Here is a 13443-nt window from a genome sequence, read left to right as displayed (position 1 = left end):
GGGTCAGGAGTGATCCTGATACCGCGCCTCGGCCCGACCCACCACCCGATCCTTCTGGGTCGCCACCCCCAGCGGCCTGCAGGAGGCCCCGGACGTCGACGCCCTCCTCGTGCTGCTCTGGCCGCACACCGAGCCGCCCACCGCCCGCCCCTGGGCCCAGAAGCTGGGAAGGCCCCGACCCCGCCCCCGAGTCCCGGCCATGGCCTGACCGAACCGAGGAACCGAACACGGTGCGGCCGCTCCCCGAATCCTGTCGGGGGAGCGGCCGCGCGGGGACGAAGCATCCGCTCAGTCGAGCTGCTCGGGGGTGATCTCCACCAGGTCCTCCAACAGGTCCGTGCCAGAGGCACTGGTTCCGGCCTCTGCGGTGGTGGAGGCCAGCAGTTCCGGGGCGACCAGTGCACGCGTCTGACGTTCCACCGGGTGCAGCTCGGTCAGTTCCTTCTTCGGGCGGATGCCGAGCTTGGGGAACTCACGGGCGGTCGGCAGTACACGCGCCTCCAACGAGCCGATCGCCGCGTTGTAGTGCTCCACCGACTTGTCCAGGGAGCCCCTCAGCCTTCCCAGGTGCTCACCCACCTTGGTGAGCCGGTCGTAGATCTCCCGGCCCAACCCGTGGATGACCTCCGTGTTCTCCCGCATCGCCTTCTCGTCCCAGGACAGGGCGATGGTGCGGAGCATGGGGATCAGCACGGTGGGAGTCGCGATGATGATCTTCTTGGCGAGGGCGTGCTCGTACAGGTCCGGCTTCCGGTCCAGGGCGGCCTGCAGCAGGGACTCGTTCGGCAGGAACATGAGCACGAAGTCCGGGCTGCCCGCGACCTTGACGAAGTACTCCTTCGCGGCGAGCGTGTCCACGTGCTTGCGGACCTGTGCGGCGTGCTCGTCCATGAACCGGTCGTACTCGTCGTCCCCGTCCGCCTCCAGGGCGTTCATGAAGGCGTCGAGGGAGACCTTGGCGTCCACCACGACCCGGCGGCCGCTGGTGAGGTTGACGATCATGTCCGGCCGCTGGGTCCCCTCCTCGTCCGTGACGGAGACCTGGGTGTCGAAGTCGCAGCGTTCGCGCATGTCCGCGAGTTCCACGGCCTTCCTGAGCTGGAGCTCGCCCCAGCGTCCGCGCACCTGGGGCTTGCGCAGCGCCTTGACCAGAGCCTCGGTCTGCGCACGGCCCCGGGCGTTCTCCTGGGCCAGGTTCTTGAGCTGCTCGTCCAGACGGGTCTCGGTCGTGGTGCGCCTGCCGTCGAACTCACGCAGGTGCAGGCCCAGCTCCTGGAGCTTCTCGGTCACGGCCCTGGCGGTCGTCCCGAGCTTCTCGTCCGCGGCGGCGGTCAGTTTCTCCTGGGAGGACTCCAGCATTTTGGCCACGGTCGCCTCGACCTGTTCGGTCTGGAGCCGGTTGTGCTCCTCGCGGACCTTGTCCAGCTCCTTCTGCGCGGCGGCCACCTCGGCCCGGCGCTTCTCCAGCTCCGCCCGCTCGGTGCGCAGCGTGGCGAGGTCGGTCTCGTAGCCGCTGATGCGCGCCCTCTGGTCGGCGTTCACCGCCTCCACTGCGGCCTTGCCCTGCTGCTCGGCGATCAGGGCGCCTTCCAACTCCTCGACTCGCCGCCGGCTGTCGTCGAGCGACTTGCGGAGTCCCTCGATCTCGGATCGTGCCTGGCCCAACTTCTCCCCGGTCGCCTTCCCTTCGGTCTCCAGCCTGCCCCTCTCTTCGGACACGGCATTCAACCGGGTAGTCAGCTCTGACCACGCGGACTCGCGTTCGCGCTGGGACTTCTGGGCCTCGTCGCGTTCGGTGCGGAGCTCTCCGGCCTGGGTACGCGCCTGGTCGCGCTGCTCCTCGGTGAGCCTCAGCTCCGTTCGCAGGCGATTCTGTTCGTCGCCGTGGTCCCGGTTCTGTACCTGGGTGCGGTGCCGGGCGAACAGGTAGCCGAGGGCGGCGAAGACCGCGGCCGTCACGACGACGAGGGCGATGATGAGCATGGTGTTCACGGTGATTCCTCCAAGGGAAGTGCGCAGGACGCATGAGCGGTCTGCGAAGAGGATGGGCACACCGCGTTTCAGGGGCTCCCGAGAAATATGGGAAGCGGGTGAAGCGCGATGACCGTCACCCTACGGAACACGGAGATATTTTCCCTCATAGGATTTCGATAACAGGCCTTATCAGGTTTGGAACCGGTAACAAGCGAAACTTCGAGCGGCGCACAGGCCCGGACCTCGGCGGGAGGAGTTCTACTCCCACCAGACGTCCGGCGGAGGAGAGATGACATGAACGCTGTTGCCAAAGAGAGCGCACGCGCGCTCCTGTTCGACAGTGAGTGGCGTCTGGTGTTCATCAAGCGCACCAGGCCGGGGCAGGAACCTTACTGGGTTGCCGTAGGCGGAGGGCTGGAGCCGGAGGACGCCGATGCCGAGGCGGCGCTGCACCGTGAGGTCTTCGAGGAGCTGGGCGGGAAGATCGACGGGGTGCGCCAGGTCTTTCTCGTCACTGACGAGCTTCCTGAAGGTGTGAGTCTTCAACACATCTTCGTCGCCCGTTTGGTCTCCATGGATCCGAGCCAACGTACGGGGGCCGAGTTCACCGAGCCCGGCCGCGGTACCTACGAGGTGGTCACCGTGCCCGCTACCAGTGAGGCCGTTGCGAGCATCTGCCTCCTGCCCTCCAGGCTCTCAGAGTTCGCTCAGGCGAACCTTCACGGCCTTCTCGCGCTGTTGCACCAGGGCGAGAGGCGCCCGAACAGAACGGGACACTGTGACCTGGTTCGTCAGCTTGAACAACCCTGAGAGCAGCAGGGAGTTGACACGGGTGAGCTTGTCCGCTGCCCGTTTGCCCGGTCCTGACCGGCAATCACCCCAAGAGGAACGCGGCCTTTCGGCGAAGGATTCGGGGAGCGCACCGAGAGACCTGCGGGTGATCGGTGCGCTCGCCCATCACCCACGGGCTATTGCTGGCGGGACCTGGACGCTAGGAGACCTGGTGTCTTGTCCGGTCACCCATGGGCGGTCGCCTCATGAAACGGTTGGAAGCTTTGTTGATTCGGTGATCCACAGGGGTGTGCCGTCCCCGCAGACGACGCGCTGCCCTTCGGTGGGCTCCAGGCTGGTGCGTTTCACGATGAGGCGAGTGCCGTTGACCTCGGCGATGGGGCTCTCGGGGGAGCGCATGAAGCGGTGGGTTCTGACCTGGTTGTGGATCGTGTGGGCAGCGTCGGACCAGCGGATGCGGGCGAACTCCTCTTCCATGAACCCCGCGTAGGTGGCCTCGCTGTGGTCCTGGGGTTCGCCGGGATCCTCGTTGGCGACGCGGGTCAAGGCTGTGCGCAGCAACTCGTAGACCACAGGCATCGCGTCCGTGCAGTAGTTCGACCAGTTGATGTCGTCTGCCAGGGGTATGCCGTCCTTCTGAGCGAGGACGTTGCCCGTGTCGAAGCCCTCGTCCATCCGGTGGACGGTGATGCCTCCGGTGGGATCACCGTTGCGAATGGCCCAGAGCAGCGGCGCCGGCCCTCGGTACTTCGGCAGCATGGAGACGTGGATGTTGATCGCGCCGTGCCGGGGGATGTCCAGCACGGAGCGGGGAAGCTTCCACGCGAAACCGAAGACGATGAGTAGGTCGGGACGGTAGCTTTCCAGGGAAAGTGCCAGACCCTCGATGTTTCCGGGGAGTAGTAGGTCCATTCCTCGTGGAACGACTTTGAGGATTTCCGCGGTCGCCTCTCCTGCGTCGCCGAGGTTGGGTCCGCCGGAACGCAGAGAGCGTCCGTGGAAATAGGCGACCGGTCGGTGTCCGGAGTCTGAGCAGGCCGCGTGGATGGTGGAGAACTCGTCGGGTCCGGACGAGATCACGCAAATTCGGAGAGGGGTCGACATCTCCCAGTTTCTTTATGAGTGGGGGTTTTGTTGGCTACTTCAGGGTGAATTCGTGGTGTGGGGTGGCCAGGGTCCATGCTGACTCGAACGCCTCTGCGCACAGCTTCGCCACGTCCGGGTCGGTGCTGAACTCATTTCCGACCCAGCCGCCGTCCCCGGTGAAATGGTTGAACAGAACTTTCGTTCCGTCGAGGATCCAGCAGTCGTTTCCGGGTAGGGCCAGGCCCGAGGCGTTCGTGCGGGGCAGCCAGCGGATGTCCTCCCCGGCCGCCAGGTTCTGGGGGGTTCCCTCGTGTTCGAAGCGGATGTACTCGGTCACCGGTTCGGAGACGATCCGCACCCGGCGCAGGCGCACGTTCCGCTCGGCGGTGGAGCGCATCAGGTCGAGCCAGCCCGCCTTGCTGCGCGCGTCATCCTCTGGCCCCCAGTCACCCGCGCGCCACCTTTCGATGTCGGCCTCTTCCTCCGCCACCGCGTAGTGGTCGCGCATCTCCAGGTGGTAGGCGAATTCCTGGCACTCATGGAACAACCGTGCCCAACCGGCCGCATCAAGAGACTTCACTCGGACCCTCCTTCGGCAGGTATTCGAACAGGCTGGCCGGAACGCGGACGACGGTTTCTCCGTCGGGGATATTCATCTGCTCTATATCATTGGGATCGCTGACGATATATCCCTGGACGATGAAATCGCCGCTTTCCTCGTCCTGATACAACCTGGGTGAACCGCCCTGGCCGGTAGCACCACCGACAAACTTGATTCTCATGAGCACCTCGCGTCTCGAAGATTCTTGAATCTTGGGCTGTTCGATCGGCTGCAGGGATAATAACAGTCAGCGTGGTTACAGAGAAGGAGTCTCATGACCCTTGTCCGGGATGGGCATAATAAGACGTATGGTGATCGCATCTGAAGGATGGCCCGATTCGGTCTTCGGATGCAGAGCCAGCGCAGGTCTGTCAGGCGGTCCCGGTGGAGACGAACAGGAGAAGATGTGACTCAAGGGTCGAGCCAGCACGACCATGAAGCAGCACCTGATCCGAAAGTCCGTAACTCGCTTTCGAGTTCGACCGGTAGCGGTGTGATCCAAGCGCGCGACATCGGCGGTGACGTGCATTTCCACAACCCCGCACTGGTCTCCGCGCTCCGTCCGGCTCAACTCCCCGGTGAGCTGCGTGGATTCGTCAACCGCACCGATGAGGTTCGGAGTCTGGACTCACTGTTGGATGACGCCTCTACCCCGGTCCAGAGCGGCGGGGCCCTACGGATAGCTCTGGTCGTGGGCACAGCTGGAGTGGGCAAGACGACCCTGGCCGTTCGTTGGGCGCATCGAATCAAGAGCCACTTCCCCGACGGGCAGTTATACGTCAACCTGCACGGATACGATCCGGGACCACAGGTGGCGACCACGGAGGTACTCGGTCGCTTCCTACGGGCCTTGGACGTGCCGTTGGACCGTATCCCCACCGGGGAGGAATCACGTGCGGAGCTGTTCCGCTCCGTGACGGCGGACCGGCACGTGCTCATCGTGTTGGACAACGCCGCTGGTGCCGGGGATGTCAGACCGCTTCTCCCCGGATCGGCGAACTGCCTGGTCGCGATCACGAGCCGTACCCGCATGTCTGGTTTGGTCATACGAGAAGGGGCACACCGGGTGAGTGTGGAGACGTTGTCACAAGCAGAATCGGTGCGGCTGCTGCGCACCACCATCGATGGACACCGCAGCGGTGATGACGACACCGACCTCGCCGAACTGGCCCTTCTGTGTGCCCGGCTGCCGCTGGCACTGAGAATCGTCGCGGAGCGGGCCGCCGCACGCCCGCACATGCCGCTGCGCGACCTGATCACTGAGCTCCGTGACGAGTCCGGGATCTGGGATGCGCTGTCGGTGTCCGGAGAGGACAGTGCCGATGAGGCGGACGCGGTGCGTACGGTCTTCGCCTGGTCCTACCGAGCGCTCACGCCGCCCGTCGCTCGCATGTTCCGTTTGCTCGGGTTGCATCCGGGCTCCGATTTCTCCGTTGAAGCCGCCGCGGCACTGGCCGCGATTACCCCGGTAAGCGCCCGGAGGTACCTGGACGTCCTGACCGGTGCGCACCTGTTGGAGGAGTGCGGACACGACCGGTATCAATTCCACGATTTGTTGCGTGCCTACGCCATCGACCAGGCCCGGCAGGTGGAATCGGAGGGCGAGCAGCGAGAAGCGCTGCGGCGAGTCCTGGGGTGGTACCTGTACTCGGCTGCTGAGGCAGCGCGGGCTGGATCAGCCGCCTACACCATGCAGCTGACCCTCGAACCGATGGATGATTCGGTCGGGGTGATGGAGTTCGACGGGGTCAAGGCTGCGATCGCCTGGTACGAGACCGAACGCGACAACCTCAGCAGCTCCGTACGGATCGCCCACGACCACGGCATGCACCGGATCGCCTGGCAGATCCCCGCGACACTGACCATGCTCATCGCGGACCGGGAACCGGCTGACACGTGGCTGCCTGCCCAACGACAGGCTCTGTCCTCCGCACGGGCCTCGGGGGATAGGTACGGAGAGGCGATCACGCTCGACAACCTCGGGATCGCCTACCGGCACCTGTTCCGCCTGGAGGAGGCGGACGCATGCTTCGGGGCCGCGTTGGCCGTCTTTCAGGAGCTTGGTGACACCTTCGGGCAGGCCAGGGCCGCCAACGGGCTGGGGGTCGTTCGTATGTTCGCGCACCGGTTCGAAGACGCCGAATCCAGTTTCGAGCAGGCGCTGGAACAGGCGATCGAGCTCGATGATCCGGTGTACGTGGGGGCCTTCACCCGAAATCTCGGTTGGGTTCTGCTCGAAAGCGGCGTGCCCGAAGGGCTCGAACGGGCCGAGGCATCGCTGAACCGGTCGGTCGCCATCCTGGCTGAGACGAACGAGCCCCTGGAACAGGCCGAAGCGCTGACCCTCCTGGCGGCGGTCCACCGACAGACGGGACGTCACCCGTCGGCTCAGGAGACCGCGGAGCGGGCATTGTCCATCGCGGGGACGGCCGATGGAAAGCTTTTCGAAGGGCTTGCCCTCCTGGAACTGGGGCGGATCCTCCTGGCCAGTGAACGGGAAACCGAAGCGCTCGGCCACCTTCAGCAGGCCGCCGCCCTGTTTCCGCGGGTGGGCCGACTCGACCTTCAGGCGGCCGCCTGGGACGCCACTGGCGAAACCTACCTGTCGCTCGGACGGGCAGAGGAGGCTGCGGCGTTCCACCGACAGGCGATCGCGGCCTTTCGCAGCAAGGGGGACCGATGGTCCGAGGCCCTCGCGCTGGTCCGCCTCGCGACAGCACTCACGAGGCTCGGAACCCTCGACGAGGCGCGAGAACGCCGCAGTGAGGCTTTGCGGTTGCTTGAGGCCTTCCCGGGGCCCGCGGCGCGGGCACGGCGGTCCGAGATCGAGGCACAGGTGGTGGCCGGCGACTCGTGAATTGCTGAATGCCGGATCGCCGAGCCCGCTGAGGGAAGGTCGAGCTACTGCTGGTGGGGGTACTGCTGAGCCGGGTACTGCTGCTGGGGGTAGTAGACCGCCGTGTACTGCTGCAGGTACTTCAGGTTGGCGGCAGGGTTGTGGACCGCGAAGAACCACTTGGACATGGGGTGGTGCAGCTGGATCAGCGCGGTGATGGCCATCGGTAGCAGGAACAGTGCCCAGAGGAAACCGGTTCCGCCCAGCAGGGCCAGCGACTGTACGACGATCTGGATGATCAGGACGACCCTGGCCATGGTCCGCGCCCAGGAGTGACCGCGGACGAGGGGGACGGCGGTCACGGCCAGGAGGGTGGCAGGAAGGGTCCACGGGAGCGAGTAGCCGAACGCGTACCCCGGAGAGATCCCCGCCAAGGCCACGCCGACCATGTTGAAGGTGAAGACGATGAGTGCGAATGCGAAGGTCAGCCAGATCATCACGGCCACGGTCTTCACCTGGCCGGGGGCGGGGACCTGCTCAGGGGAGGGGAGCGGGACGGGCTGCGCAGGCTGAGGGTACATGGGGACCTTCGGGGTGAGGGAGAAGAGGGGGCGCCGCGGGCGTCACGACCGGAGCGGAACCGGGACGTAGTTTAGTGGTCGTTTCGACACGCTTCGTGGCGGGATGTGTGGGTGGATTCGGACCTCACGTTCTGGGTGTGCCGGACGGCTTCCCCGTGGAGAACGAAAAAGGAGCTGGCATGACTACTCTGCGGCGGCTCACGTTCGGCAACGTCGAGTTGTCTGCGAGGTGATGATGCAGACCCCCTTCGAACAGGCCGTGACTGAATACGGCGCCACCGTGCCGCGGGTGTGCAGCGCGGTGCTGGGGCCGCGCCCTCGCCAGAGACCGTCTTCCGGTGCCTGGCCCGCGGTCAGGAACGCGACTACCGGCATCAGATCACCGATGTCTGCTGGCACGGTCGACCACCGAGTCGGCAGACACCGTGTGCGACTGCACCACCTTGCACTTCGAGGCCGAGAAGGAGGACGGGCCGCGCAAGGTCGGGACGAGCAGGGAGCGCAGTGTCGCCACACGACCGGTGGCCGGTGGTGGCTCAGGTCCTGGAGGAGCCGCTGCTGAGAATGAGCCTGTCGTTCGAACGGCAGGGTAAATCAGGTACAGGGACGCGGAACAGTCGGTTTCGCCTCAGCCACGCTCTTCCGGAAGCGTCCTGGTGGCTGCCCTGTCCAGCGCCGGAAGGTCCGCGAGAAGGAGGCGGCGTCCGAGAACCCGACGAGATATGCGACCTCGCCCACTGACGTCCGTCCCGCCCGCAGGTAGCCGACCGCGAGGTCACGTCGCACGCTGTCGACGACCTGCCGAAAGTCGGTGCCCTCCCCCCGCAGCCGGCGGAACAGGGTTGATCGGCTGCAGTGGAGCCGAGCCGCCACCGTGTCCGCGCTGAGGCCTCCCTCGTGCACCACCGTGCGCACGATGTCCTCGACCCGCTCGCGAAAGCTCCCCGGCGGCGGACGTCGGGCCAGCAGCGCGTCCCCCTTCTCCTGCAGGACACCGAAGACGTAGCGGGAGTGCTGAGCCACCGGCCAAGAGCCTACCTCCGGGTGGAGCTCGATCTCGGTTCGCCGGTAACCGAACCGGACCGGACAGCCCAGTACACGCTCATACTCGGCCGTGCACTCCGGTGCCTCGCGGGTCAGGTGCACGCGCAGTGCGTGCGGACGGTCCAGGAAGCGCCGCGGACCACATACGAGGCGCGTGACCGCTTCCTGGGAGAGAACGTGGCCGGGCTCGACCGGCCGGCGTTCGACCAGCAGTAGACGCTTCCCCGAACGTTCGAGCTCGAACCGTGGGCCGACCTCGTCCGTGTCGATCTCGAGCGCGAGGCGTTCGTACCGCTGGAGCTGCCGCAGGGCGGCGCTCATGTCGGGGGCCGCCTCCATGAGCAGGCCCACAATCGACACGTCGGCCATCGCGATCTCGGCCCCGTAGTGGAGCGAGAGGGCATCGTCGGAGAGAGTACGGCGAACAGCGTGCACGAGCTCCAGGTAACGCGGCAACGGGACGCGCGCGTCCGGGTCGCGCAGCCGCTCACGGGAGAGGCCCGAGGCCGCGGCGAGCGTGTCCGCGTCCGCACCGCGCCGCTCGGCGTAGGTGAGCAGCCCGGCGACGAGTCCGGCCGCGATCGTTGCCCGCTGCATTCGGATCCTTTCCCAGAGAGGGTTCTCGAACCCTGACCCGCAGGATCAAGGATCCTGACACCCCAGATCATTCCGGCCCCGGAACCCGGTGACAAGACTGGCTGTATGAACGCTTCCACCACGTCGGCGACGGCCGACACGATGACGCCCCTGCGCCGCAACCTGCTGCGTGCCTGCTACCTGCTCCTGGTGGTCGGCCTCGGCCTCACCGCCTGGCCACGACTGCTGACGTCGGGGCTTGACCGCCCCCTCCTGGACGGAGCCTTCGACGCCGTGCTGTGCGCCCTGCAGCTCCTCGCGATCGTCGGGCTCTTCGCACCGGCGCGAATGATCCTCGTGCTCGTGTTCGAGGTGTGCTGGAAGGCGATCTGGGTACTCGCGGTCGCGGTGCCGCTGTGGTGGCGCGGCACTGTGACCCCGGAGGTCTCCGAGACGTTGTTCGCCTGTGCCTTGGCGGTCCCGTTCGTCCTCGTCATCCCCTGGCGTGCCCTGGTCCGCGACCTGACCCGACAGAGTGAGCCCTGGCGCACGACACCGAGCGGCCCTGGCATACCGGCCGTGCGGTAGGCGCTGATCCAGCCGTGCCCTGCCTGTCAGGCGATCTTTGGGACTCGCGCGTTCGACTCCCTGAACCGGAAGCTGCCAATCCGTGTGAGACGTTCTATGCTGCCGATTTTCCCAGCTCGGAAATGGTCTTCCCCTCGTTGGTGGGCTGAGGCGGGTTGATGTGAACCACCTCGACCATGTCGCGCACGTCGGGGTGCCTCGAGTCATGGAGCAGGGTGAACTCCTCGCGGTTCAAGAAGCACATCTCGGTGTCGGCGCCGTGGCCGGCCCGCGCCATGGGCCCCGTGCACCCGCTGGTGCACCCTCGACAACGCAAAAGCCCCTGACCCTGCGACGTTGTCGCTGGTCAGGGGCTTGAGCCTCTGGGGTGAGTGACGGGACTTGAACCCGCGACTTCTTGGACCACAACCAAGTGCTCTACCGGCTGAGCTACACCCACCACGTCCGCCTGGCCTCTCGGCCCTGCGTACGTATGAAAGCTTATCGGACTCTGAGGAGTGCTTCGATCAGTTTTCCGGGGTGGACTTTGCGAGAGCCGCGTCACGTGCCTCGAAGCCGCTGCCGTCGGCGACTACTTCGGCGGCGATGGCGCGGGCCGTGGACGAGCTCAGGCCGGGTTCCGGGAGGAAGGCGGCGGCGCGGAAATACCGCAGCTCACGGATGCTTTCGGTGATGTCGGCGAGGGCGCGGTGGCCGCCGTTCTTCTCCGGGCTCGCGTAGTAGACGCGCGGGTGCCAGCGGCGCAGGAGCTCCTTGATGGAGGAGACGTCGACCATCCGGTAGTGCAGGAAATCGTCGATGCGCCGCATGTCGCGGGCGAGGAAGGTGCGGTCCGTGGCGATCGAGTTGCCGCACAGGGGCGCCTTGCGGGGCTCGGTGACGTACTGGTGGATGTGCTCCAGGACGCGGTCCTCTGCTTCTTCGAGGGTCACGCCCTTGTCGAGCTCCTCCAGGAGCCCCGAGGTGGTGTGCATGTTCCGGACGAAGTCGCCCATCCGGTCCAGGGCCTCCTGCGGGGGCTTGATCACGACATCCACACCCTCGTCGAGGATGTTCAAATCGCCGTCGGTGATCAGACAGGCAACCTCGATCAGTGCGTCGTTCTCGAAGTCGAGGCCTGTCATCTCGCAGTCGATCCACACCAAACTGTCATTCATACCGGTCAGCTTAGGGGTTTTGCGGAGCAGTGCGGAGATAGCGAAGGGGCGGCGGGTCTACGACCCACCGCCCCCGTCACCACTGGGTCAGTCCCAGACGAAGGGGTCCGAGACACCCGGCGGTTCGCCGACGTCGAAGATGATGTACAGCCAGTCCCACACGTCCCAGAACTGGAGGTAGGCCAGCACCAGCAGGACCAGGGTGATCGCGATCAGGGCGAAGCAGCCGCAGCCGCAGCCGCGCTTCTTCTTCGCGGGTGGCTGGGGCGGCTGGGGCTGCTGGGGCGGCTGGCCGTACGGGTTGCCGAACGGGTCACCCTGGGGTCCTCCGGGAGGACCGCCCTGGGGCCCACCGGGGGGCGGACCCCAAGGGGAGCCGCCGGGCGGCCGACCACCGGGACCACCCGGGCCGCCGGGAGGTCCGCCCATGGGGCCCTGGTGCGGGCCGCCGGGACCGCCGGGAGGAGGTCCACCGGGGCGGCCAGGTCCACCAGGGGGACCGCCGGGGCCGCCGCCCATGGGCGGGCGCGGGCCGAACTGCTGGGGTGGCTGCTGACCGGGGGGCGGGCCCTGCGGGGGCATCGGCGGGCGGTTGCCCATCTGCTGCGGCGGCGGGAAGCCCCCGGGCGGGCCGAACTGCTGCGGCGGCTGACCGGGAGGCGGACCCTGCGGCCCGAACCCCTGCTGCTGGAAGCCGGGCTGAGGGCCGGACGGGGGCTGGTGCGGTCCGGACGGCGGCTGGTTCGCCCCGGACGGGGGCCGCTGGCCCGGGAAACCGCCCGGCTGCGGGCCGGAGGGCGGCTGGCCGCCCTGGGGTCCACCCGCGGGGTTGAAGCCCTGCTGCGGCCCGGAGGGGGGCTGGTGCGGCCCGGACAGCGGCTGGTTGGCGCCCGAGTGGGGCTGGCCCGGGTTCTGCGGGGTCCAGCCGAGCGGCGGGGCGCCGGCGGACTGGGGGTCGTTGGCCGCCGAAGGCGTGTCCGCCTGGGGGACCGGGGGAGCGTGCTTGGCGGCCTCCTCGGCGCGCTTGCGCTCCTCCTCGGCCCGCTGCTGGGCTTCCTCGGCCTGCTTCTCGGCCTCGGCCTCCCTGCGGACCCGCTCCTCCTCGCGCTTCTGGGCAGCCTCCTCCTCGGCCTGGCGGCGCTGCTCCTTGCGCTCCTCGGAGAGGTCGGACCAGCCCTCCTTGAGACTGCCGAGGAACTTGTTGAACTTGCCGCCCTTGTCGTCCCCGTCCTCGCCCCCGCCGCCCGAGAACATCGGGTCGTTGGGGTCGAAGATGGCGGTGCCGCCGGGCGACTGGTCAGCGCCGGACCGGTCGTCGCCGGGTGTGAACACGGCGGTGCGGGGGGTGTCACCGGCGGCGTTGGGGTCGAAGACGGCGGTACGGGGGGTGTCGCCGATCGCGTTCGGGTCGAACACCGCCGTGCGCGGGGTGTCGCCGATGGCCTCGTCGGCGAGGTTGGCCGTGGGCACCTCGTCGTCCGGGATGTGGGCGGTGGGAACGTCGTCGCCCGATCCGGGCAGATCGCCGGGGCTGACCCGCATGGTGGCGCCGACACCGCTCAGGTCAGCGGTGGCCTCGTCGTCGTCGGCGAGGTTGGCCGTGGGCATCTCGTCAGCGTGGCCAGCGGACTGCTGGCTCCAGGACGGGCTGATCCGCATGGTGCTGGGCTCGTCGTCCACCGGGGGCTGGTTGCCCGGGGCCGAGGCCTGCTGGGCCCAGGACGGATCGATCCGCATGGTGCTGGGCTCGTCCCCGATCGGGGCGGGGGGAGGGGTGGTGCTGCCTGAGGGCTGTTGGGGGGAGGCGTCCTGTGCCCAGGAGGGGTTGATTCGGACGGTGCTTGGCTCGTCGTCGTCGGGGGCGGTCGGGGGCTGCGGAGCGGGGTCGGGGGCCGAGGCCTGCTGCGCCCACGAGGGGTCGATGCGCATGGTGCTGGGCTCGTCCTCGACCGGTACCGGCGCGGGGGCGGAGGAGCCCAGCCGAACCGTCCCCTCCTCCTCGTCGTCGGACGAGGGGTCGTCCCTGTTCTGACCGCCCAGGTAGGTGGTGGCGGCTTCCTCATCGGAGCCGTCGGCGCCGCCTTGGAGTTCGCTCAGTGAACGGGTATGCCTCGTCCACTCGTCACCGTTCCACCATCTGAGCGTCTGCGCGTCGCCCTGCGGGTCCGCGTACCAACCCGGCTCGATAGATCCACCCATGGGCGCCAG

The 13443-nt window shown here is 67.4% G+C and carries 11 protein-coding genes and 1 tRNA gene; 3 read left to right on the top strand and 9 right to left on the bottom strand.

The features are described 5' to 3' along the window. Nucleotides 1–288: 288 nt before the first annotated feature. Nucleotides 289–1983: a DNA recombination protein RmuC gene (gene rmuC, locus D457_RS0129950; protein WP_239646258.1), complete on the bottom strand. Its 1695-nt coding sequence runs from the start codon at nucleotides 1981–1983 to the stop codon at nucleotides 289–291. Between the two features lie 285 nt (nucleotides 1984–2268). Here rmuC and D457_RS0129945 point away from each other — a divergent pair, with 285 nt between their 5' ends. Continuing rightward, nucleotides 2269–2784 (top strand): NUDIX hydrolase, encoded by a 516-nt coding sequence (locus tag D457_RS0129945; protein WP_017584348.1) that lies wholly within the window; start codon nucleotides 2269–2271, stop codon nucleotides 2782–2784. Nucleotides 2785–3009: 225 nt separating this feature from the next. Here D457_RS0129945 and D457_RS0129940 read toward each other — a convergent pair whose 3' ends face one another. Genes D457_RS0129940 through D457_RS0129930 form a run of 3 tightly spaced genes read right to left on the bottom strand, consistent with a single transcriptional unit; the run spans nucleotide 3010 to nucleotide 4634 of the window. Then, nucleotides 3010–3870: a methionyl-tRNA formyltransferase gene (locus tag D457_RS0129940; protein ID WP_039832049.1), complete on the bottom strand. Its 861-nt coding sequence runs from the start codon at nucleotides 3868–3870 to the stop codon at nucleotides 3010–3012. A 34-nt stretch (nucleotides 3871–3904) separates the two neighbouring features. After that, the gene (locus D457_RS0129935; protein WP_152514421.1) at nucleotides 3905–4432 is read right to left on the bottom strand and encodes a DUF6879 family protein; all 528 of its coding nucleotides are present in this window, start codon (nucleotides 4430–4432) and stop codon (nucleotides 3905–3907) included. After that, a complete protein-coding gene (locus tag D457_RS0129930; protein WP_026117170.1) occupies nucleotides 4419–4634 on the bottom strand; it encodes a hypothetical protein in 216 nt (71 codons plus the stop codon). The genes D457_RS0129935 and D457_RS0129930 overlap by 14 nt, the downstream gene beginning before the upstream one ends. A gap of 312 nt (nucleotides 4635–4946) precedes the next feature. Here D457_RS0129930 and D457_RS0129925 point away from each other — a divergent pair, with 312 nt between their 5' ends. Then, nucleotides 4947–7310, top strand: coding sequence for an ATP-binding protein (locus D457_RS0129925; RefSeq protein WP_204367490.1), 2364 nt, complete (start codon nucleotides 4947–4949; stop codon nucleotides 7308–7310). A 44-nt stretch (nucleotides 7311–7354) separates the two neighbouring features. Here the strand turns inward: D457_RS0129925 and D457_RS0129920 are convergent, their stop codons facing one another. Then, nucleotides 7355–7870: a hypothetical protein gene (locus tag D457_RS0129920; RefSeq protein ID WP_017584343.1), complete on the bottom strand. Its 516-nt coding sequence runs from the start codon at nucleotides 7868–7870 to the stop codon at nucleotides 7355–7357. Between the two features lie 594 nt (nucleotides 7871–8464). After that, nucleotides 8465–9511, bottom strand: a complete 1047-nt coding sequence (locus tag D457_RS33775) for an AraC family transcriptional regulator (protein WP_017584342.1) — start codon at nucleotides 9509–9511, stop codon at nucleotides 8465–8467. Between the two features lie 105 nt (nucleotides 9512–9616). On the opposite strand from D457_RS33775, the gene D457_RS33770 reads away from it, so the two are divergent. After that, on the top strand, nucleotides 9617–10078 hold the full coding sequence (locus D457_RS33770) for a hypothetical protein (protein ID WP_017584341.1): 462 nt from the start codon (nucleotides 9617–9619) through the stop codon (nucleotides 10076–10078). A 363-nt stretch (nucleotides 10079–10441) separates the two neighbouring features. Here D457_RS33770 and D457_RS0129900 read toward each other — a convergent pair. The 3 genes from D457_RS0129900 to D457_RS37630 all read right to left on the bottom strand — a co-directional run bounded on the left by D457_RS0129900 (nucleotide 10442) and on the right by D457_RS37630 (nucleotide 13434). After that, a tRNA-His gene (locus D457_RS0129900) sits at nucleotides 10442–10517 on the bottom strand. Between the two features lie 67 nt (nucleotides 10518–10584). Beyond that, the gene (orn, locus tag D457_RS0129895; protein ID WP_026117169.1) at nucleotides 10585–11235 is read right to left on the bottom strand and encodes an oligoribonuclease; all 651 of its coding nucleotides are present in this window, start codon (nucleotides 11233–11235) and stop codon (nucleotides 10585–10587) included. 87 nt (nucleotides 11236–11322) lie between these two features. Then, nucleotides 11323–13434: a DUF2510 domain-containing protein gene (locus tag D457_RS37630; protein ID WP_039832048.1), complete on the bottom strand. Its 2112-nt coding sequence runs from the start codon at nucleotides 13432–13434 to the stop codon at nucleotides 11323–11325. Nucleotides 13435–13443 lie beyond the last annotated feature (9 nt).

It is taken from the genome of Nocardiopsis valliformis DSM 45023 (assembly GCF_000340985.1).
Classification (GTDB): Bacteria; Actinomycetota; Actinomycetes; order Streptosporangiales; family Streptosporangiaceae; genus Nocardiopsis; species Nocardiopsis exhalans.
The sequence above is the reverse complement of the archived record's forward strand: the minus strand, read 5'-3'. Positions and strand labels throughout refer to the sequence as shown.

Bases quoted from the DNA above. Each gene is read 5' to 3' on its own strand.
- D457_RS0129920 (WP_017584343.1), bottom strand. From the start codon at position 7,870: ATGTACCCTCAGCCTGCGCAGCCCGTCCCGCTCCCCTCCCCTGAGCAG.
- D457_RS33775 (WP_017584342.1), bottom strand. From the start codon at position 9,511: ATGCAGCGGGCAACGATCGCGGCCGGACTCGTCGCCGGGCTGCTCACC.
- D457_RS0129945 (WP_017584348.1), top strand. From the start codon at position 2,269: ATGAACGCTGTTGCCAAAGAGAGCGCACGCGCGCTCCTGTTCGACAGT.
- D457_RS37630 (WP_039832048.1), bottom strand. From the start codon at position 13,434: ATGGGTGGATCTATCGAGCCGGGTTGGTACGCGGACCCGCAGGGCGAC.
- orn (WP_026117169.1), bottom strand. From the start codon at position 11,235: ATGAATGACAGTTTGGTGTGGATCGACTGCGAGATGACAGGCCTCGAC.
- D457_RS33770 (WP_017584341.1), top strand. From the start codon at position 9,617: ATGAACGCTTCCACCACGTCGGCGACGGCCGACACGATGACGCCCCTG.
- rmuC (WP_239646258.1), bottom strand. From the start codon at position 1,983: ATGCTCATCATCGCCCTCGTCGTCGTGACGGCCGCGGTCTTCGCCGCC.
- D457_RS0129940 (WP_039832049.1), bottom strand. From the start codon at position 3,870: ATGTCGACCCCTCTCCGAATTTGCGTGATCTCGTCCGGACCCGACGAG.
- D457_RS0129930 (WP_026117170.1), bottom strand. From the start codon at position 4,634: ATGAGAATCAAGTTTGTCGGTGGTGCTACCGGCCAGGGCGGTTCACCC.